This window comes from Pseudomonas sp. MF4836 (genome assembly GCF_002018875.1).
Taxonomy (GTDB): Bacteria; Pseudomonadota; Gammaproteobacteria; order Pseudomonadales; family Pseudomonadaceae; genus Aquipseudomonas.
The window spans coordinates 408551-431269 of sequence record NZ_MVOL01000002.1 but is presented as its reverse complement, the minus strand read 5'-3'; the positions used below and the strand labels follow the sequence as shown (position 1 = coordinate 431269).

General features: G+C 62.2%; 17 protein-coding genes and 1 pseudogene. 5 read left to right on the top strand and 13 right to left on the bottom strand.

Features of this window, described 5'->3' with window-relative positions; all coding sequences use genetic code 11:
- The first annotated feature begins 15 nt into the window (after positions 1-15).
- The 3 genes from MF4836_RS05320 (at position 16) to MF4836_RS05310 (ending at position 1685) form a co-directional block, all read left to right on the top strand.
- Positions 16-462, top strand: a complete 447-nt coding sequence (locus tag MF4836_RS05320; protein ID WP_078469466.1) for a hypothetical protein — start codon at positions 16-18, stop codon at positions 460-462.
- Between the two features lie 72 nt (positions 463-534).
- Positions 535-981: an excinuclease gene (locus tag MF4836_RS05315; RefSeq protein WP_078469465.1), complete on the top strand. Its 447-nt coding sequence runs from the start codon at positions 535-537 to the stop codon at positions 979-981.
- A gap of 266 nt (positions 982-1247) precedes the next feature.
- Positions 1248-1685 (top strand): hypothetical protein, encoded by a 438-nt coding sequence (locus tag MF4836_RS05310; RefSeq protein ID WP_020297415.1) that lies wholly within the window; start codon positions 1248-1250, stop codon positions 1683-1685.
- Positions 1686-1700: 15 nt separating this feature from the next.
- On the opposite strand, the gene MF4836_RS05305 is transcribed toward MF4836_RS05310, so the two are convergent.
- Positions 1701-2609: a LysR family transcriptional regulator gene (locus MF4836_RS05305; RefSeq protein WP_078469464.1), complete on the bottom strand. Its 909-nt coding sequence runs from the start codon at positions 2607-2609 to the stop codon at positions 1701-1703.
- A 122-nt stretch (positions 2610-2731) separates the two neighbouring features.
- Here MF4836_RS05305 and MF4836_RS05300 point away from each other — a divergent pair, with 122 nt between their 5' ends.
- Positions 2732-4000, top strand: a complete 1269-nt coding sequence (locus MF4836_RS05300; protein ID WP_078469463.1) for an MFS transporter — start codon at positions 2732-2734, stop codon at positions 3998-4000.
- Positions 4001-4094: 94 nt separating this feature from the next.
- Here the strand turns inward: MF4836_RS05300 and MF4836_RS05295 are convergent, their stop codons facing one another.
- The 12 genes and pseudogenes from MF4836_RS05295 to MF4836_RS05235 form a co-directional block, all read right to left on the bottom strand.
- A complete protein-coding gene (locus MF4836_RS05295) occupies positions 4095-4442 on the bottom strand; it encodes a YgiW/YdeI family stress tolerance OB fold protein (protein WP_078469462.1) in 348 nt (115 codons plus the stop codon).
- Positions 4443-4575: 133 nt separating this feature from the next.
- Positions 4576-5643 carry a uroporphyrinogen decarboxylase gene (hemE, locus tag MF4836_RS05290; RefSeq protein ID WP_078469461.1) on the bottom strand — a complete coding sequence of 356 codons (1068 nt, stop codon included), beginning with the start codon at positions 5641-5643 and terminating at the stop codon, positions 4576-4578.
- Positions 5644-5832: 189 nt separating this feature from the next.
- Entirely contained in the window at positions 5833-7251 is a 1419-nt protein-coding gene (locus MF4836_RS05285; protein WP_078469460.1) for an FAD-dependent oxidoreductase, read from the bottom strand.
- A 124-nt stretch (positions 7252-7375) separates the two neighbouring features.
- Positions 7376-11824, bottom strand: a complete 4449-nt coding sequence (gene gltB, locus MF4836_RS05280) for a glutamate synthase large subunit (protein ID WP_078469459.1) — start codon at positions 11822-11824, stop codon at positions 7376-7378.
- Between the two features lie 351 nt (positions 11825-12175).
- Positions 12176-13756 (bottom strand): AAA family ATPase, encoded by a 1581-nt coding sequence (locus tag MF4836_RS05270; protein WP_078469458.1) that lies wholly within the window; start codon positions 13754-13756, stop codon positions 12176-12178.
- A gap of 10 nt (positions 13757-13766) precedes the next feature.
- The gene (gene aroB / locus MF4836_RS05265; protein ID WP_078469457.1) at positions 13767-14867 is read right to left on the bottom strand and encodes a 3-dehydroquinate synthase; all 1101 of its coding nucleotides are present in this window, start codon (positions 14865-14867) and stop codon (positions 13767-13769) included.
- A 148-nt stretch (positions 14868-15015) separates the two neighbouring features.
- Positions 15016-15534, bottom strand: a complete 519-nt coding sequence (aroK, locus tag MF4836_RS05260) for a shikimate kinase AroK (protein ID WP_078469456.1) — start codon at positions 15532-15534, stop codon at positions 15016-15018.
- 4 nt (positions 15535-15538) lie between these two features.
- Positions 15539-17161 (bottom strand): annotated as a pseudogene (locus tag MF4836_RS05255) (type IV pilus secretin PilQ); the annotation flags it as partial.
- A 112-nt stretch (positions 17162-17273) separates the two neighbouring features.
- Positions 17274-17801, bottom strand: coding sequence for a pilus assembly protein PilP (locus MF4836_RS05250; protein ID WP_078469454.1), 528 nt, complete (start codon positions 17799-17801; stop codon positions 17274-17276).
- Positions 17798-18421 carry a type 4a pilus biogenesis protein PilO gene (locus tag MF4836_RS05245; RefSeq protein WP_078469453.1) on the bottom strand — a complete coding sequence of 208 codons (624 nt, stop codon included), beginning with the start codon at positions 18419-18421 and terminating at the stop codon, positions 17798-17800. Before MF4836_RS05245 ends, MF4836_RS05250 begins: the two co-directional genes overlap by 4 nt.
- Positions 18418-18984 carry a PilN domain-containing protein gene (locus MF4836_RS05240; RefSeq protein WP_078469452.1) on the bottom strand — a complete coding sequence of 189 codons (567 nt, stop codon included), beginning with the start codon at positions 18982-18984 and terminating at the stop codon, positions 18418-18420. Before MF4836_RS05240 ends, MF4836_RS05245 begins: the two co-directional genes overlap by 4 nt.
- Positions 18984-20033 carry a pilus assembly protein PilM gene (locus MF4836_RS05235; protein WP_078469451.1) on the bottom strand — a complete coding sequence of 350 codons (1050 nt, stop codon included), beginning with the start codon at positions 20031-20033 and terminating at the stop codon, positions 18984-18986. Before MF4836_RS05235 ends, MF4836_RS05240 begins: the two co-directional genes overlap by 1 nt.
- 230 nt (positions 20034-20263) lie before the next feature.
- Here MF4836_RS05235 and MF4836_RS05230 point away from each other — a divergent pair, with 230 nt between their 5' ends.
- Positions 20264-22699 (top strand): penicillin-binding protein 1A, encoded by a 2436-nt coding sequence (locus tag MF4836_RS05230; RefSeq protein WP_443217281.1) that lies wholly within the window; start codon positions 20264-20266, stop codon positions 22697-22699.
- The last annotated feature ends 20 nt before the right edge of the window (positions 22700-22719 follow it).

Genomic DNA, 22719 nt, shown 5'->3' with positions numbered 1-22719 from the left:
ACTGGAGAAAACGGAATGTCTTCCCTGCTTCGCGCAACCTTGATCGTCCTGGCGCTGCTGACCACGGTCTCCTGCACCAGCAAACGCATGTACACCCCGAACCGCGTCATCCCGGCGACCATCACCGCCGACCAGGACCAGGTCAAACAGGCCATCCTGAAAAACCTGGTGGCCCGCAAGTGGGAGGTGCAACGCATCAGCCCTGGCCTGATCCAGGCGCAGATCACCGTGCGCCAGGAATTCCATGCCGAGATCGACATCGAGTACTCGGCCAGCTTCTACAAGATCGTCTACCGCGACAGCCGTGACCTGGACTACAAGGACGGCAAGATCCACAAGAACTACATCCGCTGGGTGCGCCTGCTGGACAAGGGCATCCTGCGCGAGCTGCGTGACAACCAGAACGAACGCACCGCGCAACAGCTGTCCGACGCGGCCCAGGCCATCCCTGCGCCGAACTGATCTGTAGCCGTCGCCCCAGGGCGGCGGCTGCACCTTTGTGCTTTGCCCCCCTTAGACGTCAAGGAGACCACCATGCAAATCAAGACCCTGGCCGCGGCCGCCACCCTGCTGCTCGCTACCCTGCCCGGCATCAGCCAGGCCCGTGACACCGCGCTGTACCTCCCATTCGACAAAGTCGTCGCCGAAGCCATCGCCACCGGCAAGATCGACGGCAGCGTCAAGTTCTACCTGGCCGGCAACAAGCCAGCGGGCAAGGTCTCGGTCATCAGCCCGGGCGCCGTGACCAACAAGAAAACCAACGCTTTCAACAAGTCTGACGAAGTGGCCTGCGAATGGGCCCTGCAGTCGGCGCTGATCACCCTGCACCAGGCGGCGAAAAAAGTCGGCGCCAATGCCGTGACCGACATCGCCAGCTTCTACAAAAGCAACGAACGCAAAGACGCCAAGACCTACGAGTGCCACGCCGGCGCCGTCATGGCCGGCGTAGCGTTGCGCGGCGACCTGGCCAAAGTGCAGTAAGCCAAGCCCCCGCTGCATCCAGGGCGCCTCAGGGCGCCCTTTCTGTTGCTGCCGCCAGCCAAAGCAACCACGGCGGCTGTGAGGGCCGGCGCAGCCTCGAGCCTCGGCAGCGGCTACGGCGCGGGGCAAATCCCGGTCTACACTCGCAACAGCGAGCTGACCCATTGCAGCCCGCGCGAACTGCGAGGTGACCGTCACGGCGTTGTCCAAACGCATTCCGGGCCGGCGGATGATCGCGGTTCTCCTTCAACGTCAAGGAGCTGACCATGCCTATCAAAGCCCTGTTCGCCGTTGCCCTGCTCAGCCTGCTGCCCGACACCGGGCACGCCACCAACCTGCTGTACATGCCCTTCGAGAAAGTCGTGGCCGATGCGATCCGCGCCGGACGCCTGGACGGCAGCGTGCAGTTCTACCTGGCCGGCAACCAGCCGGCAGGACCGATGCGCCTACTGGTAAGCGACGTCGCCACCAACAAAAAGACCAACGGCTTCAACAAGAGCGACAACGACGCCTGCGAATGGGTGCTGCAATCGGCGTTGATCACCTTGCAGGCCGCTGCCAAGAAGGCCGGGGCCAATGCCGTGACCAACATCGTCAGTTACTACAAGCACCACGTGCGCAAGGACCTCAACACCTACGAGTGCCATGCCGGAGTGCTGATGGCCGGCGTGGCGTTGCGCGGCGACCTGGTGCGGCTGCAATAACCTGCCGGCCGGCGATCAGGCCCGCCCTCCCAGGCTTTCGGTCTTGCGCGTGAGCAATTCGACAAAGGCCTTGGCCATCGGCGAAGCCTGATCGGTGCGCTGTACCAGCCATACCGCCGACACCGCTTCCGGGTCCAGCAGCCGGCGATAGACCACGCCGTCGATGCGCATGCGCTGGTACGACGCCGGCAACACCGAGACCCCAAGCCCGGCCGCCACCAGGCCGATGATGGTCATGGCCTCGCCCGCCTCCTGGGCAAAATGCGGGGTGAACCCGGCATCACGGGCCAGGCTCAGCAGTTGCGCGTACAGGCCGCTGCCATAACTGCGCGGGAAGAACACAAACGGCTCATGGGCCAGCGCCGAGAATGGCAGGCCGTCCTCACTGCCCGTCACCAGCGGGTGCTTGGCACTGAGGACCGCCACCAGCGGCTCGCGCAGCAACTCCACCACGCTCAAAGAGTCAGGCAGCGGCAAGGGTCGCATCAGGCCGACTTGGATCGACTGGTCCACCAACGCATCCGCCACCTGGGTGCTGCTCATCTCCCGCAGGTTGAGGTGCACCGCCGGGAAGCGCTGGCGAAAGGCGAAGATCGCCTGGGGGATATTGGAATTGAAGGGCGCCGACGAGGTGAAACCGATCTTCAGTTCCCCCAACTCCCCCAGTTGCGCGCGACGGGCCACATCGGCGGCCTTATCCACCTGGGCCAGGACCAGCCGTGCTTCTTCGAGAAACAGGCGCCCGGCCTCGCTGAGTTCGACCCGACGGTTGGTACGCTCGAACAGCCGCGCCCCGATCTCCTGTTCCAGTGCCTGGATCTGCTGGCTCAACGGGGGTTGGGAGATCCCCAAGGCCTGCGCGGCGCGGCCGAAATGCAGCTCTTCGGCCACCGCGATGAAGTAGCGCAGATGACGCAATTCCATAAAGACTCCATTAGGTCGTACAACCTATCAAACAGGTCGAACAATATATTGGAAAGAATCATTAGCCAGCTATATGCTTTTTTCCATTGCCTGACCGGCTGCGCATCCCCCCTGAGGTCCCCGTGAAATCTGCCGTTGCTCCACTTGCCCAAGAAACACCCGCTCCCGCCCTCGACGACGTTCTCCCTTTGCGCAGTGACATTTACATCGAACACGGCACGCCGATGTTCATGCGTACCGTGCTGGCCCTGTTTGCCGGCGGCTTCGCCACCTTTGCCCTGCTGTACTGCGTGCAACCGATGATGCCGCTGCTGTCCAAAGAGTTTTCCATCAATGCGGCCCAGAGCAGCCTGATCCTGTCCGTTGCCACCGGCATGCTGGCGGTCGGCTTGCTGATCACCGGCCCGATCTCCGACCGTATCGGCCGCAAGCCGGTGATGGTCGCGGCGCTGCTGGCCGCGGCCGCCTGCACCATGGCCAGCGCCCTGATGCCAAGCTGGCAGGGAGTGCTGGTGATGCGCGCGCTGGTGGGGCTGTCGCTGAGCGGCCTGGCGGCGGTGGCCATGACCTACCTGAGCGAAGAGATCCACCCGCAGCACATCGGTCTGGCCATGGGCCTGTACATCGGCGGCAACGCCATCGGCGGCATGAGCGGGCGGTTGATCGTCGGGGTCCTGATCGACTTCGTCAGCTGGCACACAGCGATGCTGGTGATCGGCGGGTTGTCCCTGATCGCGGCGGCGGTGTTCTGGAAGATCCTCCCCGAATCACGCAACTTCCGCGCCCGCTCGCTGCACCCGCGCAGCCTGCTGGACGGCTTCACCATGCACTTTCGCGACGCCGGCCTGCCCTGGTTGTTCCTTGAAGGCTTCCTGCTGATGGGGGCCTTTGTGACCCTGTTCAACTACATCGGCTACCGCCTGCTGGCCGAGCCCTATCACATGAGCCAGGCGCTGGTCGGCCTGCTGTCGGTGGTTTATCTGTCGGGTATCTACAGCTCGGCAAAAATCGGCGCCCTGGCCGACCGGCTCGGCCGTCGCCGCGTGCTCTGGGGCACCATCGTGCTGATGCTGGCGGGCATCGCCCTGACCTTGCTGCAACCTCTGGCGCTGGTATTGGCGGGCATGCTGCTGTTCACCTTCGGCTTCTTCGGCGCGCACTCGGTGGCCAGCAGCTGGATCGGCCGCCGCGCCCTCAAGGCCAAGGGCCAGGCCTCGTCGCTGTACCTGTTCAGCTACTACGCCGGCTCCAGCATCGCCGGCACCGCCGGCGGGGTGTTCTGGCATCTGGGGGGCTGGAATGGGATCGGGCTGTTTATCGGGGCGTTGCTGGTGGGCGCGCTGCTGATTGCCATGAAGCTGTCGAAACTGCCGCCACTGGCCACCCAGTGATCTGAAACGCCCATGCCGGCGATCGGGTTCGGCGCGTAGAGCACCAGGACCCGATCGCCGGCATGGGCGACTGCATCTGAGAAGGCGGGGCGAATTACTGGACGATTTCCACCAGGTCGACATCGATCTCGCGCTTCATCAGGCTCTTCTCGACTTCACCGGTCAGTTTGACCCGGGTCTTTTCGTTGAACGCCACGGGCGGCAGGTCCTCGTCATCGATCTCGACGGTGATGGTGCCGCTGGCATCCTTGAATTCGTACTTGTCGTCATTGTTCAACTTCTTGGTCACGTGGCCCTGCAACACCACCGGCGTGTCGTCTGCGGCGTCGTTGGCCGCGGCAACGGTGGTGACCGCGTGCGCGCCCGGGCCGGTGTAACCGACAGCCAGAGCAGCGGTGCTGAACAGCGGAGCAAGCAGCAGAACGAGATAACGGGTTTTCATGGCAGTGATCCAGTGTGGGTTTCGATGGAGCCAGGTTAACCAGTGATGCTGAATTGAAACTTAATCCACCGATCGCTTTACCCCGCCCATAAAAAAGCCCGGCACTGGCCGGGCGTTTTTTAGCGGATGACGCTTACTCGTGGTACTGCGCCGACAGCTCATGCACCGCACGCAGGAAGGCGCCGGCGTGTTCCGGATCGACTTCCGGGGTGATGCCGTGACCGAGGTTGAACACGTGGCCGCTGCCTTTGCCGTAGCTGGCGAGAATGCGCCCGACTTCAGTGCGGATCGCTTCCGGGTTGGCGTAGAGCACGGTCGGGTCCATGTTGCCTTGCAGGGCGACTTTGTTGCCGACGCGCTCACGGGCGTTGCCGATATCGCAGGTCCAGTCCAGGCCCAGGGCATCAGCGCCAGCGTCGGCGATGCTTTCCAGCCACAGGCCGCCGCCTTTGGTGAACAGGATCACCGGAACCTTGCGCCCCTCGTGCTCGCGGATCAGGCCGCTGACGATCTTGCGCATATAGGCCAGGGAGAACTCCTGGTAGGCCGCCGCCGAGAGGCTGCCGCCCCAGCTGTCGAAGATCTGCACCGCTTGCGCGCCGGCCATGATCTGGCCATTGAGGTAGGACGTCACCGACTGCGCGAGCTTGTCCAGCAGCAAGTGCATGGCTTGAGGGTTTTCGTAAAGCATGGCTTTGGATTTGCGGAAGTCTTTCGACGAGCCGCCTTCGACCATGTAAGTCGCCAGGGTCCAAGGGCTGCCGGAGAAACCGATCAGCGGTACACGGCCATTGAGCTCGCGACGAATGGTGCTGACCGCATCCATCACATAACCCAGGTCCTTGTGCGGATCCGGAATCGGCAGGGCTTCGATATCGGCCAGGGTGCTGACGACTTTCTTGAAGCGCGGACCTTCGCCGGTTTCAAAATACAGGCCTTGGCCCATGGCGTCGGGGATGGTCAGGATGTCGGAGAACAGAATCGCCGCATCCAGCTGCGGATAGCGGTCCAGAGGCTGCATCGTGACTTCGCAAGCGAACTCCGGGTTCATGCACAGGCTCATGAAGTCACCGGCCTTGGCACGGCTGGCGCGGTATTCAGGCAGGTAGCGCCCAGCCTGACGCATCATCCACACCGGGGTGACGTCTACGGGTTGCTTGAGCAGGGCACGAAGGAAACGGTCGTTCTTCAGGGCAGTCATGTCGGCATCCGGAAAAAAAGTGGGGGCATTTTCTCAGAGCGCGACGCAAAAGGCACGGCAAGAGCCGTTTCTTTATGTCTATGGGGGCAATTTGTCACAGAGGGGAGCAGCTGAAAGCTGCAAGCGCAAGCTTCAAGAGAGAGGCTGTATCGCCTCTGACTTGCCGCTTGCAGCTTGCCGCTGGCGTCGTCAGACGCCCAGGTAATCGAGGATCCCTTCGGCCGCATTGCGCCCTTCGAAGATCGCCGTCACCACCAGGTCAGAACCGCGCACCATATCGCCACCGGCGAAGATTTTCGGGTTGCTGGTCTGGTGTTTGTACTGGGCCTGTTCCGGGGCCACGACGCGGCCCTGGCTGTCGGTCTGGATGCTGAACTGCTCGAACCAGGGTGCCGGGCTCGGGCGGAAACCGAAGGCGATGACCACGGCGTCGGCCGGGATGATCTCTTCGGAACCCGGGATCGGCTCGGGGCTGCGGCGGCCACGGGCATCCGGCGCGCCGAGACGGGTCTCGACCACCTTCACGCCTTCGACCTTGTCTTCGCCGACAATGGCGATCGGCTGGCGGTTGTAGAGGAACTTCACCCCTTCTTCCTTGGCGTTTTTCACTTCCTTGCGCGAGCCCGGCATGTTCGCTTCGTCACGACGATAGGCGCAGGTCACCGACTTGGCACCCTGGCGTATCGACGTGCGGTTGCAGTCCATCGCCGTGTCGCCGCCGCCCAGGACCACCACCCTCTTGCCTTTCATGTCGACGAAATCTTCCGGCGACTTTTCAAAGCCCAGGTTGCGGTTGACGTTGGCGATCAGGAAATCGAGCGCGTCATGCACGCCTGGCAGGTCTTCACCGGCAAAACCGCCTTTCATGTAGGTGTAGGTGCCCATGCCCATGAACACGGCATCGTATTCGGCGAGCAGTTGCTCCATGGTCACGTCCTTGCCCACCTCGGTGTTGAGGCGGAACTCGATACCCATGCCGGTGAAGACTTCGCGGCGATTGCTCAGCACGGTCTTTTCCAGTTTGAACTCGGGGATGCCGAAGGTCAGCAGGCCGCCGATTTCCGGGTTCTTGTCGAACACCACCGGGGTCACGCCGCCGCGCACCAGAACGTCGGCACAGCCCAGGCCTGCCGGGCCGGCGCCGATGATCGCGACGCGCTTGCCGGTCGGCTTGACCTTGGACATGTCCGGACGCCAGCCCATGGCGAAGGCGGTGTCGGTGATGTACTTCTCCACCGAACCGATGGTCACCGCGCCAAAACCATCGTTAAGGGTGCAGGCACCCTCGCACAGCCGGTCCTGGGGGCAAACGCGGCCGCAGACTTCCGGCAGGGTATTGGTCTGGTGCGACAGCTCGGCGGCCTGGAGGATGTTGCCCTCGGCCACCAACTTCAGCCAGTTGGGAATGAAGTTGTGCACCGGGCACTTCCATTCGCAATACGGGTTGCCGCAACCCAGGCAGCGATGGGCCTGGTCGGCCGAATGCTGGGGTTTGAACGGTTCGTAGATTTCCACGAACTCTTTCTTGCGTTGACGCAACAGTTTCTTCTTCGGGTCTTTACGCCCGACTTCGATGAATTGGAAGTCGTTATTCAGACGTTCGGCCATTATCAAAACCTCTTAGCAGCAGCTCGAAGCTACAAGCTTCAAGCTGCAAGACAATCACGTGTGCAGGCATATCGCGCACTGCTGTTAACTTGCGGCTTGAAGCTTGCCGCTTGCAGCTGCGTCGTTATTGCGGGTTGGCACGAGTACTGGTGAGCAGAGATTTCAAGCTCGCCGCCTTGGGTTTGACCAGCCAGAAACGACGCAAGTAGTCGTCGAGGTTCTCGGCGAGATTACGTCCCCACTCGCTGTCGGTTTCCGCGACGTACTCGTCCAGCACACGTTGCAGGTGGCTGCGATAGGCCTCCATCGCTTCGCCGCTGATCCGCTGGATTTCCACCAGTTCGTGGTTGACCCGGTCAACGAAGGTGTTGTCCTGGTCGAGCACGTAGGCGAACCCGCCGGTCATGCCTGAGCCGAAGTTGTAACCGGTCTTGCCCAGTACGCAGACGAAACCACCGGTCATGTATTCGCAGCAGTGATCGCCCGTGCCTTCAACCACGGTGTGGGCACCGGAGTTGCGCACCGCGAACCGCTCGCCGGCCGTACCTGCGGCAAACAGCTTGCCGCCAGTGGCGCCGTACAGGCAGGTGTTGCCGATAATCGCGCTGTCCTGGGTCTTGTACACGCTGCCTTTGGGCGGAACGATCACCAGCTTGCCGCCGGTCATGCCCTTGCCCACGTAATCGTTGGCGTCGCCTTCCAGGTACATGTTCAAGCCACCGGCGTTCCATACGCCGAAGCTCTGGCCTGCGGTGCCCTTGAAGCGGAACGTGATCGGCGCCTTGGCCATGCCCTGGTTGCCGTGGAGCTTGGCGATTTCACCGGAGATCCGCGCACCGATCGAACGGTCGCAGTTACAGATATCCAGGGCAAAATCGGCGCCGCTGAGGTCGTTGATGGCCGACCTCGCCATGTCGACCATCTTCTCGGCCAGCAGGCCTTTGTCGAACGGCGGGTTGCGGTCCACCTGGCAGAACTGCGGTTTGTCGGCCGGAATGTGATCACTGCCCAGCAACGGCGTCAGGTCCAGGTGTTGCTGCTTGGCGGTCTGGCCTTCGAGGATTTCCAGCAGATCGGTACGCCCGATCAGCTCTTCGAGGGAGCGCACGCCGAGCTTGGCCAGCCACTCGCGGGTTTCTTCGGCGACGTAGGTGAAGAAGTTCACCACCATGTCGACGGTGCCGATGTAGTGATCCTTGCGCAGTTTCTCGTTCTGCGTCGCCACGCCGGTGGCGCAGTTGTTCAGGTGGCAGATGCGCAGGTATTTGCAGCCCAGGGCGATCATTGGCGCGGTGCCGAAGCCGAAGCTTTCGGCGCCGAGGATCGCGGCCTTGATCACGTCGAGGCCAGTTTTCAGGCCGCCGTCGGTCTGCACCCGGACCTTGCCGCGCAGGTCGTTGCCGCGCAGGGTCTGGTGGGTTTCCGCCAGGCCCAGCTCCCACGGAGCGCCCGCGTACTTGATCGACGTCAGCGGCGAAGCGCCGGTGCCGCCGTCGTAGCCGGAGATGGTGATCAGGTCGGCATAGGCCTTGGCCACGCCAGCGGCGATGGTGCCAACGCCGGCTTCCGCCACCAGCTTGACCGAGACCAGCGCCTGGGGATTGACCTGTTTCAGGTCGAAAATCAGCTGCGACAAGTCTTCGATGGAATAGATGTCGTGGTGCGGCGGTGGCGAGATCAGGGTCACACCCGGAACCGCATAGCGCAGCTTGGCGATCAGGCCGTTGACCTTGCCGCCTGGCAGCTGGCCGCCCTCACCGGGCTTGGCACCCTGGGCCACCTTGATCTGCAGCACTTCGGCGTTGACTAGGTACTCAGGGGTGACACCAAAACGACCGGTGGCCACTTGCTTGATTTTCGAGCTCTTGATGGTGCCGTAACGCGCCGGGTCTTCGCCGCCTTCACCGGAGTTGGAACGCGCACCCAGGCGGTTCATGGCTTCGGCCAGGGCTTCGTGGGCCTCGGGCGACAGTGCGCCGAGGGAGATCCCGGCGGAATCGAAGCGCTTGAGCACCGACTCCAGGGGCTCGACTTCGCTGAGGTCGAGCGCGGTATCCAGGACCTTGACCTTGAACAGGTCGCGGATCATCGACACCGGGCGGTTGTCCACCAGCGCCGTGTATTCCTTGAACTTGGCGTAGTCGCCCTGCTGCACAGCGGCCTGCAGGGTATTGACCACGTCCGGGTTGTAAGCGTGGTACTCGCCACCGTGGACGAACTTCAGCAAACCGCCCTGCTGGATGGCCTTGCGTGGGCTCCAGGCTTCGGCTGCCAGGGCTTTCTGCTCGGCTTCGATGTCGACAAAGCGCGCACCCTTGATGCGGCTTGGTACGCCACGGAAGCTCAGCTCACAGACTTCCTCAGACAGGCCGATGGCCTCGAACAACTGCGCACCGCGGTACGAAGTGATGGTCGAGATACCCATTTTCGACAGGATCTTGAGCAGGCCCTTGGTGATGCCCTTGCGGTAGTTCTTGAACACCTCGTAGAGGTCGCCCAGCACTTCACCGGTGCGGATCAGATCGCCCAGCACTTCGTAGGCCAGGAACGGGTAGACCGCCGAAGCGCCAAAACCGATCAATACCGCGAAGTGGTGCGGATCGCGGGCAGTGGCGGTCTCGACCAGGATGTTGGAGTCGCAACGCAGGCCCTTTTCGGTCAGGCGGTGGTGCACCGCGCCAGTGGCCAGGGAGGCGTGGATCGGCAGCTTGCCCGGTGCGATATGACGGTCGCTGAGGACGATCTGGGTGCGGCCGGAGCGCACGGCTTCTTCAGCCTGATCGGCCACGTTGCGGATCGCCGCTTCCAGGCCAAGGCTTTCGTCGTAGTTCAGATCGATGATCTGACGCTCGAAGCCCGGGCGGTCGAGGTTCATCAGCGAACGCCACTTGGCCGGGGAAATGACCGGCGAGCTGAGGATCACGCGCGAGGCGTGTTCCGGCGACTCCTGGAAGATATTGCGCTCGGCACCGAGGCAGATCTCCAGCGACATGACGATGGCTTCACGCAGCGGGTCGATCGGCGGGTTGGTGACCTGGGCGAACTGCTGGCGGAAATAGTCGTACGGCGTGCGCACACGCTGTGACAGCACGGCCATCGGCGTATCGTCGCCCATGGAGCCGACCGCTTCGTAGCCCTGCTCGCCCAGTGGACGCAGCACCTGGTCGCGCTCTTCGAACGTGACCTGGTACATCTTCATGTACTGCTTGAGCTGGTCGACATCGTAGAAAGCCGAACCGTGGTCGTTGTCTTCCATGGTCGCCTGGATACGCAGGGCGTTCTTGCGCAGCCATTGCTTGTACGGATGGCGGGACTTCAAGCGGTTATCGATGGCGTCGGTGTCGAGGATCTGCCCGGTTTCGGTGTCCACGGCAAAGATCTGACCCGGGCCGACACGGCCCTTGGCGATCACGTCTTCAGGCTGGTAGTTCCAGACACCGATTTCCGAAGCCAGGGTGATGAAACCGTTCTTGGTGGTGACCCAGCGCGCCGGGCGCAGACCGTTACGGTCGAGCAGGCACACGGCATAACGGCCGTCGGTCATGACCACGCCGGCCGGACCGTCCCACGGTTCCATGTGCATCGAGTTGTACTCGTAGAACGCACGCAGGTCCGGGTCCATGGTCTCGACGTTCTGCCACGCTGGCGGAATGATCATCCGCACGCCACGGAACAGGTCGATGCCGCCGGTGACCATCAGCTCCAGCATGTTGTCCATGCTGGAAGAGTCGGAACCCACGCGGTTGACCAGCGGGCCGAGCTCTTCGAGGTCCGGGATCAGGTCGTTGGCGAACTTGGTGCGACGGGCCTGGGCCCAGTTGCGGTTGCCGGTGATGGTGTTGATCTCGCCGTTGTGGGCGAGGAAGCGGAATGGCTGGGCCAGCGGCCATTTCGGCAGGGTGTTGGTGGAGAAGCGCTGGTGGAACACGCAGATCGCGGTTTGCAGGCGCGGGTCACCCAGGTCTGGATAGAAGGCGGCCAGGTCGGCCGGCATCATCAGGCCTTTATAGATGATGGTCTTGTGGGAAAAGCTGCAGATGTAGTGGTCGGTGTCGGCGGCGTTGGCCACCGAGGAGCGACGACGGGAGCTGAACAGCTTGATCGCGAAATCCTGATCGCTCAAGGACTCGCCACCGATAAACACCTGTTCGATCTGCGGCAGGCGCTCCAGGGCCAGGCGGCCGAGCACGCTGGTATCGATTGGCACTTTGCGCCAGCCAATCAATTGCAGGCCGGCAGCCAGGATCTCGCGGTTCATGTTCTCGCGAGCAGCCTGGGCTTTTACCGGATCCTGGTTGAAGAACACCATGCCCACGGCGTACTGCTTGGGCAGGTCATTGCCGAAGTGTTCCTTGGCAATGGCGCGCAGGAACAGATCGGGCTTTTGCATCAGCAGACCGCAACCGTCGCCGGTCTTGCCGTCTGCGTTGATCCCACCGCGGTGGGTCATGCAGGTCAGGGCCTCAATGGCCGTTTGCAACAGGGTATGACTGGGTTCGCCCTGCATATGGGCTATCAGGCCGAAACCACAGTTATCCTTGAATTCATCTGGTTGGTACAGACCTGCTTTCATAGACACTTTCTCACCAGGCTGCCTCTTGCTCGAGGCAAATTTCTTTTCAATTCAACCCGTTACCATCCGCGCCGAACGTACGCCAGCTTTGCGGGGGCAAAAGGGAGGTCATTGTACACACCGACACAGACGCTCACAAATTTGGCGACGAAATGTCGCAAATCTATGTCGCATTTATGAAAGGTTTAAAGCGATACGCTGTGCTAGTCAAAATATTTTTAATGTTGACCGCTACGACTCAAAAGCCACTGTGACGCAGACACCACAAGGCACGCGGCCTGGAAGGCAGCATGCCCGTGTGATTTTTTTTGAGGTGCCGGGAGAGGCGGCCTGGGTAAGGCCGCCGAATCTTCAGCGAGTTGTTGCCAGTTCTTGTTGGACGCTGGCGACAGTGCGAGGCCAAGGTTTACCAGCCTGAACCTTCGCTGGCAAGGCTTTGATGGCGTTTACAGCTGCATCACGGCTGGAGAAGTTGCCGTAAGTGATCACGTAAAGCGGCTTGCCGTTGAGGACTTTCTTGAAATAACGGTACTCGCCACCCTGCTCCTTGACGAAGCTCTGGGCTGCGGTTTCCGAGCTGGTGCCGAGGATCTGCACCACGTAGTTGCCCGGCGCCTGGCCGGCGTACCAGCTGCCACCGGCGGCCTTGGCCACCACCACTGGTTTCTCGACAGGTTTGGCAGGCGCAGCCGGTTTGGCGGCGGCGACCGGTTTCTCTGCGGGCTTGGCAGCAGGTTTGGCGGTGGCGACCTGGGTCGGTGCCGGGGTCGGACGCGTGGCCGGAGTCGGCGCCGGGCCCGCTGCCATGCCGCTAGGCGGCGCGGTGGTGGTCACGGTCGGTGGCGTGGCGCTGGAGCCTTCGACCGGCACGCCATCGTCGCCTTCGCTGATGCCACCTGCCGCCTCGGCCAGAGGGCCGCGCATGACCGGTTGCGACTGGCCTACCAGCGGCAGCGGCATTGGCTGCGAAGAGCCGGCGAATTCGACCGCCGGGCTTCCACCACTGTTAGGTGTCGGTTTCTGCCCCAGGGGCAGCTGCGCTTGTTCAGTAGCAGGTGCGCCGGTCGCCGGCGCTTTGCTGCGACCCGGCATCAACCAGGCAGCGGCCACCGCGACAACCACTACTGCGGATATCGCCAATACGTGTTTCTTCGGCATGTTGAACCCCATACTTGGACGCTTGACCGCTGAGCGGCTGGCAATCATGGCTTCGATCATTGCATCGCGAGCGACCTGGTTGATGTTGCCAGGCCAGCCATCGGAGCTTTCGTGAATATCAGTGATCTGATCCGCAGAGAAAAGTTCGATCCCCTGGCCTGCCCCCTCAAGACGCTGGGCCAGGTATTCGCGGGTTTCTTCTTCGCTGTAGGGCTGCAATTCGATGACGTGGAAGCGCTCTTCCTCGGTGCTCAATTGCTCCAGGGCGGCAATCAGCGACGACTCGCCAAACAGGAACACATGTGGCCGACCTTCCGGCGCGCCAGCGGCCAGGGCCAGCAAGGCTTCCAGGGCTGACTCGTCGAGTTGCTCGGCATCATCCACCAGCAGATAGACTTCCTGGCCAGTCAGTGCCAGTTGCACCACCTGGGACAGGATCGGCCCGACCTCGGCCTGGGCCACATTCAACGCCTGCGCCACCTGGCGCAACACGCCGGCCGCGTCGCCGGCGCCACGGGCGGAAACCACCACGCTCTGCACCGATTGCTTGTTGGTGCTGGCCACCAGGGCCTGGCGCAACAGGGTCTTGCCACTGCCTTGGGGGCCGGTAACCACCAGCAACAGCTGGCTATAACGCGCCAGATGATGCAACTGGCCCAACACCGGTTTGCGTTGGGCAGGGAAAAATTTGAAACCAGGGACCCGCGGTGCAAAAGGGTCGTGGCTTAACTGGTAATGGCCGAGGAAAGCCTCGTCGGCGTGCAAACTAGTCATGGGGATCTTATTAACCTTTAAGCTGAGCCAGAACGCGGTAATCCGCTCCCAGCGTGGCCTGTAAAACCTCTTTCGGATAATCGTCGGTCACTACGGCTTCGCCCATGCGGCGCAATAGCACCAGACGCAAACGACCGTCGATCACTTTCTTGTCAATTGCCATATGTTCGAGAAAATCCGCTTCGGTCATCTCTTCAGGGGGGATGACCGGCAAGCCAGCGCGCTGGAACAGGCGAATGCCGCGGTCGCGTTCCTGGGCGGAAATCCAGCCCAGGCGCGCGGACATTTCGAGGGCCATTACGGTGCCCGCAGCCACCGCCTCGCCATGCAGCCATACGCCATAACCCATGTGGGTTTCGATGGCGTGGCCAAAGGTGTGGCCCAGGTTGAGCGTGGCGCGAACACCGGACTCACGTTCGTCGGCGCCGACCACGGCCGCCTTGGCCGCGCAGGAGCGTTCGATGGCGTAAGTCAGCGCTTGTTGGTCCAGAGCTCGCAGCCGGTCGACGTTTTCTTCAAGCCAGGTGAGAAAAGGCTCATCGCAGATCAGCCCGTACTTGATCACTTCCGCCAGGCCTGCCGATAGCTCGCGCGCCGGCAAGGTGTTGAGACTGGTGGTATCGATCAGCACTACATTGGGCTGATAGAACGCCCCAACCATGTTCTTGCCCAGCGGATGGTTGATTCCGGTCTTGCCGCCGACCGAGGAATCCACTTGCGACAGCAGGGTGGTGGGAATCTGGATGAAGTCGACACCGCGCTGATAGCAAGCTGCGGCAAAACCGGCCATATCGCCGATAACCCCGCCACCCAGGGCGATGACGGTGGTCCGCCGATCATGCCGCGCGGTCAGCAGGCCGTCGAAAATCAGCTGCAGGGTTTCCCAGTTCTTGAAGGCTTCGCCATCCGGAAGAATCACCGAGATCACGGAAAACTGCCCGAGGCTGCGGGTCAGACGCTCAAGGTACAGCGGCGCGACAGTTTCATTGGAAATGATCGCCACTTGCCGCCCGGCGATATGCGGTACCAGCAGCTCGGGTTGATCCAACAAACCTTCGCCAATATGAATCGGGTAGCTGCGCTCGCCCAGGTCGACCTTAAGTGTCTGCATGTGTCCCCACAGTGAAGATGGAAGCAGGCGCCGAGCCCTGTATCAACGGCTGGCATTGCCTGGTGTTCTGACGCTCTCTGATGGCTCTACGCCACGACCTCAGGCGGTCAAAGCGCGACGCCGAGGATAGCGCATTTCGCTCGGCGCATTAACGGGGAGGAAGCTGCTGCAAGCGCTCCAGTATGTCCAGAACCACCATTCGCGGCGGCCGCTCATCGGTTTCCACCACCAGATCGGCGATTTCCCGATAAAGCGGGTCGCGGATGGTCAGCAGGTCGCGAAGGGTTTTCGCCGGGTCGGCAGTGCGTAGCAGCGGACGGTTGCGGTCCCGTGCGGTACGCCCCACCTGCTGCTCCACCGAAGCATGCAGATAGACCACGCGCCCGCCTTCATGCAGGGCTCGACGATTGGCTTCACGCATGACCGCGCCGCCGCCGGTGGCCAGCACCACGCCGTCGGATCCACAGAGTTCGGCAATCATCGCCTGCTCGCGGTCACGAAAGCCGGGCTCGCCTTCCTTATCGAAGATCCACGGGATATTGGCGCCCGTGCGCAGTTCAATTTCCTTATCGGAATCTTTGAATGGCAGGCGCAGCTCTTTGGCCAGCAAGCGACCGATGGTGCTTTTTCCAGCCCCCATCGGCCCAACAAGAATCAAATTTCGCACAGAATCAACGACTCACAGCAATCGCCTGGTTATTCATGATACGCGGAGTGAGAAATACCAGCAGCTCGGATTTTTTCTCCGACACCACGTCACGCCGGAAAAGGCGGCCAAGATACGGCACATCGCCAAGAAATGGCACTTTATCTACAACCTTGCTTTGCGTATTCGAGAAAACCCCACCGATGACGATCGTCACCCCGTCGTTGACCAGAACCTTGGCGTTGACCTCGTTTTTCCTGATGGGCGGCACATCCTGAACCCTGTTGAGGTAGTCCGGCTCATCCTTGGTGACCTTGACCTCCATGATGATGCGGTTGTCCGGGGTGATCTGCGGCGTCACCTCCAGCGATAACGAGGCCTCCTTGAATGCCACCGAGGTGGCGCCACTGGAGCTGGCCTCCTGGTAGGGAATCTCGGTGCCCTTGAGGATCTTGGCGGTTTCCTTGTCGGAAGTGACCACCTTTGGTTGCGAGACAATTTCCCCGTTGCCGGTCTTTTCCATGGCGGTCAGCTCCAGGTCGAGCAGCACGTTATCGGTGATGTAGGCGATGCCGATCCCCGAGGTGTTGGCCACCGCCCCCAGGTCGACGAAGGGCGCGTTGCTGCTGGTGCTGCCCGGCGTGCCGATGGTCGACGAACCATTGGCACCGTTCTGTACCCCGGAGGCATTCCAGTTGCCCTGGTTCTGCACCGAGCCACCCCAGCGCACGCCCAGGCTTTTGTCGTAGTCGACGTTGGCTTCGACGATGCGCGCCTCGATCATCACCTGGCGCACCGGGATATCCAGCTGCGCCACGATCCGCCGCAGCTCGTCGAGGCGCTCCTGGGTCTGGTAGGCAATGATGTTGTTGGTCCGGTCATCGACCGTGATCGAGCCTCGTTCGTCGGCCTTTTCTTCAACGCTGGTGACCGACTGGAACAGCTTGGCAATATCCGCCGCCTTGGCGTAGTTGACCTGCAACAGTTCCCGACGCAGCGGCGCCAGGTCTTCCAGCTGCTTCTGCGACTCCAGTTCCTGGCGTTCGCGGGCGGCGATTTCATCCGCCGGCGCCACCAGCAGCACGTTGCCGATCTTGCGCTGGTCCAGCCCCTTGGTCTTGAGCACCAGGTCCAGCGCCTGATCCCAGGGCACATTTTGCAGGCGCAAGGTAATGCCGCCCTGCACCGTATCGCTGGCCACCAGGTTGAGCCCGGTGAAATCGGCGATCAGTTGCAACACGGAACGCACTTCGATGTTCTGGAAATTCAGCGACAGCTTTTCACCGCTGTAGGCTGGCGTCGCGGCACGTTTTTGCCGGTCTTTATCATTCAGGGGACGAACGCTGACCGTCAGCAGGCGGTCGGTCTGATAGGTCGAAAAATCAGATTCGCCGCCGGCGTCGATGCTGATGGTCACCTGATCGGCTTTGGCCGTGGCGTTGACGAACTGCACCGGGGTGGCGAAATCCTTGACGTCGAGGCGCACACGCTGCCGCTCGGGCAATTGGACCCGGCTGAACCTGAGGACGATCTTGCCGTCCTGGCGCTGGACGTCCGCGCTGATGCCCGGGTCGGACAAGCGGATCTGCACATTGCCTTCGCCACGATCGCCACGCTGGAAATCCAGGCTGTTGATGGCGCGCCCCTGGGCGGAGGCATCCTGGGTCTTGGGGCTGGCAGCGAAGGCCATGGGCGACAGCAGCGCTATCCATAGCGCGGTGCCGAAGGCTGAAAGAATCCTGTTCATTATTCGAGTTCCACTAAGAGTGCTCTTTCAAGGGGATCGTTCGTGGTCGCTCCAGCCAGGCTCCCGCTCCATCGGGAACAATCTCGACCACCTCGATCTGTGAATCGCTGATAGCGATGACTCGGCCATCGTTGCGCCCCAGGTAGTCACCGACTTTCAGCCGGTACACACCACCCGCACCGCGCAGCAAGGCAAAGGATCCGGAAGCATTGGAAAGGGTCCCGACCATCTCGAACTGTTCAATGCCGAACCCTTCGAGAAACTGCTTCACCCGGGCCGGGTCCGGCGCCACGTTGCTCGAACCCCGAAGTCGTCCCGCCGGATCGACCCTGAGTGGCGGCTGGAACGGGCTGCGCAACGACGCTGCGTCATAGGTGAATGATGGGTAAGACCGGATTGCCGGCGTTGGTTCAATCTGCGCCGGCGGCTGCAGGCGCATCTGATTCATGTAGGCGTCCAGATCACTGAAATCATCGCGGCCATCGCAGCCGCTCAAACTGCCGCCCAGCATCACCATCAGGCCCCACTGCCGCACGTTCATCGCTGCGGCTCCTGGCCGTTGTAGCGATAGGTCCGGGCCTGGATGCTCATGCGCAACCGGGAGCCGTCGCCCGCCGCCAGCGGTTTGATCTCGAAATCATGCAGGGTCACGATGCGCGGCAGTCCGGAGACACCGCTGACGAAGGTTGCCAGGTCATGGTAGGCACCGATCACGGTGATCTGGATCGGCAGCTCGATATAGAACGGCCGCGTCACCTCCGGCAGCAGTTTGATCTCCTCGAACTCCAGGCCACTGCCCAGTCCGGTCCGGCTGATGTCTTCCAACAGGCCGGGCACCTCGGTATCGCTGGGCAGTTGCCGCAGCAAGAGCCCGAAGGCGTTCTGCATGACATGCAGCTGCTCGCTGTAGCGCTCAAGGTTCGCAGCCTGGCGGGCCTTGCTGGCGAACTGCTGCTTGAGCTGCACCTCCTCCCCGCGCTTGTGCTCCAGTTGTTCCAGCGAACCGCTGAGATAAAGGTTGTAGCCCGTCGCCAGCACCACCAGCAGCACCAGGCCGGCCACGGCCGTCTTCACCGTGATCGGCCAGGAGCCAATGTTGTGGGTACCCAGCTCGCCCCATTCCGTCTTGCGCAACGCGGCAAACCAACGGCTGGTGCTCACTGCTGGTCCTCCGGTGCGGCAGCCCGGGTCTGACGCACGCTCAGTTGGAAGCGGCTGGCCTGGTTCGCACCTTCGGCCGCCGTTCCCTTGACCTCGCCAAGCACCGGCGCGTCAAACCACTCGGAGCGGTCCAGCTGACGCATCAGCTCGGAGATCCGGTCATTGGACTCGGCGGACCCGGAGATCGCCAGAGTAGTACCCACCTGGGAGACGTCGGTGAAATACACCCCGTCAGGCAGGGTCCGCACCAACTGGTCGAACACCCGCGCGCTGATCGAGCGGTTACCTTGCAGGTCCTCGATGATCTTCATCCGCTCCATCAGTTGCTGGCGATGGGCCTTGAGTTCGTTGATCTGCACGATCCGCTGATCGAGGTGGGCAGCCTGCTGGCTAAGGTGGTTGTTGCGGGCCAGTTGTCGTTCGATCGCGGCATCAATGTAGCGCTCAGCCACCAGCACCACGGCCAAGCCGCCCACCAGCACTGCGCCCAGGGTCAGGAAAAAACGCTTGCGCCGCTTCTCGCGCAACTCTTCGCGCCAGGGCAACAGGTTGATCCGCGCCATCAGTCGAGCCCTCGCAACGCCAGGCCGCAGGCAATCATCAACATCGGCCCTTCACGCTGCAGGGCCAACGCATCGACCTTGTCACCGATGGCCATGCCGGCGAAGGGATCGGCCAGCCGAACCGCAACACCCAGCTCCCGGCCCAAGACCTCCGCCAAACTCGGCAACCCGGCACTACCGCCCGCCAGCAGCAGGTCATCCAGCGCCCGAGCCTGGGGCGACTCGGCAAAGAACTGCAGGGAACGTGCGACCTGTTGCACCAGCTCCTGGCAAAACGGCTGCAGGACCTGATCGGGGTAGTCGTCCGGCAAACGCCCATCATGCTTCGCCCGCTCGGCCTCATCGGCCGACAGGCCATAACGCCGCTGGATGGCTTCACTCAACTGGCGCCCGCCAAACAATTGTTCGCGGCTATAAATGACTCGACCGTCGTGCAGCACGCTGAGGGTGGTCATGCTGGCGCCGATATCGACCAGCGCCGAAGTCCGCCCCGGCACCGCGACCTGCAACGCCAGGACGCGCTCGAGTGCGGCGACCTCGATATCAACCACCCGCGCCGTCAGTCCCGCCAGCGCCAGGACCGCTTCCCGCGCCTCGACGTGCTCCTTGCGACAAGCCACCAGCAGCACGTCCACCTGGTCCGGGTGGTGCGCAGAACAGCCCTGGACCTCAAAGTCGATGGCGACCTCGTCCAGGGGGTAGGGAATATATTGGCCGGCCTCGACCTTGAGCTGGTTTTCCAACGCTTCGTCGGAAAGTCCGGCGGGCATCTGGATAAGTTTGCTGATGACTGCCGATCCGGCCATCGCTACCGCTGCGCCCTTGCCGAGCGAATCGGCCTTGAGCACTACTCGCGAGAGGGCCTGCCCGACCACCTCAAGCTCGGCGATCCGCTTCTCGACCACCGCACTGTGAGGCAGCGCCTCCACGGCGTAGGCCTCGACCCGGTGGCGATCGCCGACGCGGCTCAATTGGACCAGCTTGACCGAGGTGGAGCTGATATCGATTCCCAGGAGGGAACTCGTCTTTTTACTGAAGAGTCCTAGCACTACCCATTCCCTATGACTTTCCGTGAGTTACGGACTCCCTAATGCCCATTGCGTTCAATCACCGCGCCTTGACAGGCCGGCAAATGACGCCCTTGGCGGAAAATGCTTATAATGCCCAGCGTTTTTTTCCGCTTTGCCTGCCGCGTGGGTCGATCCCATTTACCGTGAATACTTGCCGTGAATGCCCTGACGCCTAATTCATTCCTTTCTCTGGAAATCCAAAAGCCTTGATTCGTCTGCTGAAGTTTTTCGGGTGGTCCATCGTCGCTGTGTTCTGCGGGCTGCTTTTGGCTCTGTCCGGCGCGTTTCTCTATCTTAGTCCTGGGTTACCGTCCGTAGAGGCGCTCAGAAGTATCCAGTTGCAGATTCCCCTCCGGGTCTACAGCAGCGACGGCAAGTTGATCGCAGAATTCGGCGAAATGCGCCGTACACCGATACGTTTCGCCGACATTCCCCCCAACTTCATCAATGCGTTACTAAGTGCTGAAGACGACAACTTTGCTAACCATTACGGTGTTGACCCCAGCAGCCTGATGCGTGCCGCGACCCAATTGGTCAAGAGTGGCCACATCCAGTCGGGCGGCAGCACCATCACCATGCAGGTCGCAAAAAACTTCTTCCTGACCAGCGAACGCAGCTTCTCGCGCAAGACCACGGAAATCCTCCTGGCCCTGCAGATCGAACGCCAGCTGACCAAGGACGAAATCCTTGAGCTGTACGTCAACAAGATCTATCTGGGTAACCGTGCCTACGGCATCGAGGCGGCGGCGCAGGTGTATTACGGCAAATCGATTCGTGACGTGAGCCTGGCGCAGATGGCGATGATTGCCGGCCTGCCCAAGGCGCCGTCACGCTTCAACCCGCTGGCCAACCCGGCCCGCAGCAAGGAGCGACGCGACTGGATCCTGGGCCGCATGTACAAGCTCGGCAAAATCGACGAAGCGGCGTACACCACCGCGATCAACGAGCCGCTCAACGCCAGCTACCACGTACCGACCCCTGAAGTTAACGCACCGTACATCGCCGAAATGGCCCGTGCCGAGATGGTCGGGCGCTACGGCAGCGACGCCTACACCGAAGGTTTCCGTGTCACCACCACGGTGCCGAGCAACTTGCAGGAAATGGCCAACACCGCCGTTCATGAAGGCCTGATCAGCTACGACCAGCGTCACGGTTACCGTGGCCCGGAATCGCGCCTGCCCGGCAAGACCCAGGCAGCCTGGGCCTCGGAGCTGACCAAGCAACGCCCCATCAGCGGGCTTGAACCCGCCATCGTCACCCAGGTCGACAAGACCGGCGCTCAGGTCCTGACCCGCACCGGTGAAGAGCATGTGAGCTGGGACAGCATGAAATGGGCCCGCCCTTTCCTTAACACCAACAGCATGGGCCCGGCGCCCAAGCAGCCATCGGACGTGGCCCAGGTCGGCGACCTGATCCGCGTGCAACGCCAGGCTGACAACTCGCTGAAATTCAGCCAGATTCCCGTGGCCCAGGGCGCCCTGGTGTCCCTGGACCCACAGAACGGGGCCATTCGGGCACTGGTTGGCGGCTTCGCCTTCGAGCAAAGCAACTACAACCGCGCCATGCAGGCCAAGCGCCAACCCGGCTCGAGCTTCAAGCCGTTCGTCTATAGCGCTGCCCTGGATAACGGCTACACCGCCGCCAGCCTGGTGAACGATGCGCCGATCGTGTTCGTCGACGAATACCTGGATAAGATCTGGCGTCCGAAAAACGACACCAACACCTTCCTCGGCCCGATTCGCATGCGCGAAGCGCTGTACAAGTCGCGCAACCTGGTATCGATCCGCCTCCTGCAAAGCATGGGGGTCGACCGCACCATCGACTACATCAGCAAGTTCGGCTTCAACAAGCAGGACCTGCCACGCAACCTGTCCCTGGCCCTGGGCACCGCGACGCTGACCCCGATGGAAATCGCCACCGGCTGGAGCACCTTTGCCAATGGTGGCTACAAGATCTCGCCGTACATCATCGACAAGATCGAAAGCCGCAACGGCGAGAACCTGTTCACCGCCAACCCGCCCAGCGTGCCCAACAGCGTCAGCGCCAGCAGCGGCATCGCGGCGCCAAGTGAGCAGACCTTCACCGTCAACCAGGTTGGCGGCGAAAACCCGGCTCAGCCAGTGGCCCAGACCCCGGCCGTTGCCGAGCGGATTGTCGACGGGCGCACCACCTACATCCTCAACAGCATGCTGCAGGACGTGATCAAGCTCGGCACCGGGCGCCGCGCCCTGGCCCTGGGCCGCACCGACCTGGCAGGCAAGACCGGTACCACCAACGAGTCCAAGGACGCCTGGTTCTCCGGCTACAACGCCGATTACGTGACCACCGTGTGGACCGGCTTCGACCAGCCGGAAAGCCTCGGCCGCCGCGAATTCGGCGGCACCGTGGCCCTACCGATCTGGATGAACTACATGGGCGCCGCGCTCAAGGGCCGGCCACCACACACCCAGCCCGAACCGGAAGGCATCCTCAGCCTGCGGGTCGACCCGGTCAGTGGCCGCGCCGCCACCCCAGGCACGCCAAACGCCTACTTCGAGCTGTTCAAAAGCGAAGACAGCCCACCGTCGGTCAACGAACTGGGCAACGGCAGCGTGCCGGGCAGCCCACTGCCAGCCGACGAATCAGCGCCAGCCGACTTGTTCTAAGGGGGCAGCGGCAAGCTTTT

Coding starts and splice junctions, on each gene's coding strand:
- MF4836_RS05320 (WP_078469466.1), top strand. CDS start 16: ATGTCTTCCCTGCTTCGCGCAACCTTGATCGTCCTGGCGCTGCTGACC.
- MF4836_RS05315 (WP_078469465.1), top strand. CDS start 535: ATGCAAATCAAGACCCTGGCCGCGGCCGCCACCCTGCTGCTCGCTACC.
- MF4836_RS05310 (WP_020297415.1), top strand. CDS start 1,248: ATGCCTATCAAAGCCCTGTTCGCCGTTGCCCTGCTCAGCCTGCTGCCC.
- MF4836_RS05305 (WP_078469464.1), bottom strand. CDS start 2,609: ATGGAATTGCGTCATCTGCGCTACTTCATCGCGGTGGCCGAAGAGCTG.
- MF4836_RS05295 (WP_078469462.1), bottom strand. CDS start 4,442: ATGAAAACCCGTTATCTCGTTCTGCTGCTTGCTCCGCTGTTCAGCACC.
- hemE (WP_078469461.1), bottom strand. CDS start 5,643: ATGACTGCCCTGAAGAACGACCGTTTCCTTCGTGCCCTGCTCAAGCAA.
- MF4836_RS05285 (WP_078469460.1), bottom strand. CDS start 7,251: ATGGCCGAACGTCTGAATAACGACTTCCAATTCATCGAAGTCGGGCGT.
- gltB (WP_078469459.1), bottom strand. CDS start 11,824: ATGAAAGCAGGTCTGTACCAACCAGATGAATTCAAGGATAACTGTGGT.
- MF4836_RS05270 (WP_078469458.1), bottom strand. CDS start 13,756: ATGACTAGTTTGCACGCCGACGAGGCTTTCCTCGGCCATTACCAGTTA.
- aroB (WP_078469457.1), bottom strand. CDS start 14,867: ATGCAGACACTTAAGGTCGACCTGGGCGAGCGCAGCTACCCGATTCAT.
- MF4836_RS05250 (WP_078469454.1), bottom strand. CDS start 17,801: ATGAACGTGCGGCAGTGGGGCCTGATGGTGATGCTGGGCGGCAGTTTG.
- MF4836_RS05240 (WP_078469452.1), bottom strand. CDS start 18,984: ATGGCGCGGATCAACCTGTTGCCCTGGCGCGAAGAGTTGCGCGAGAAG.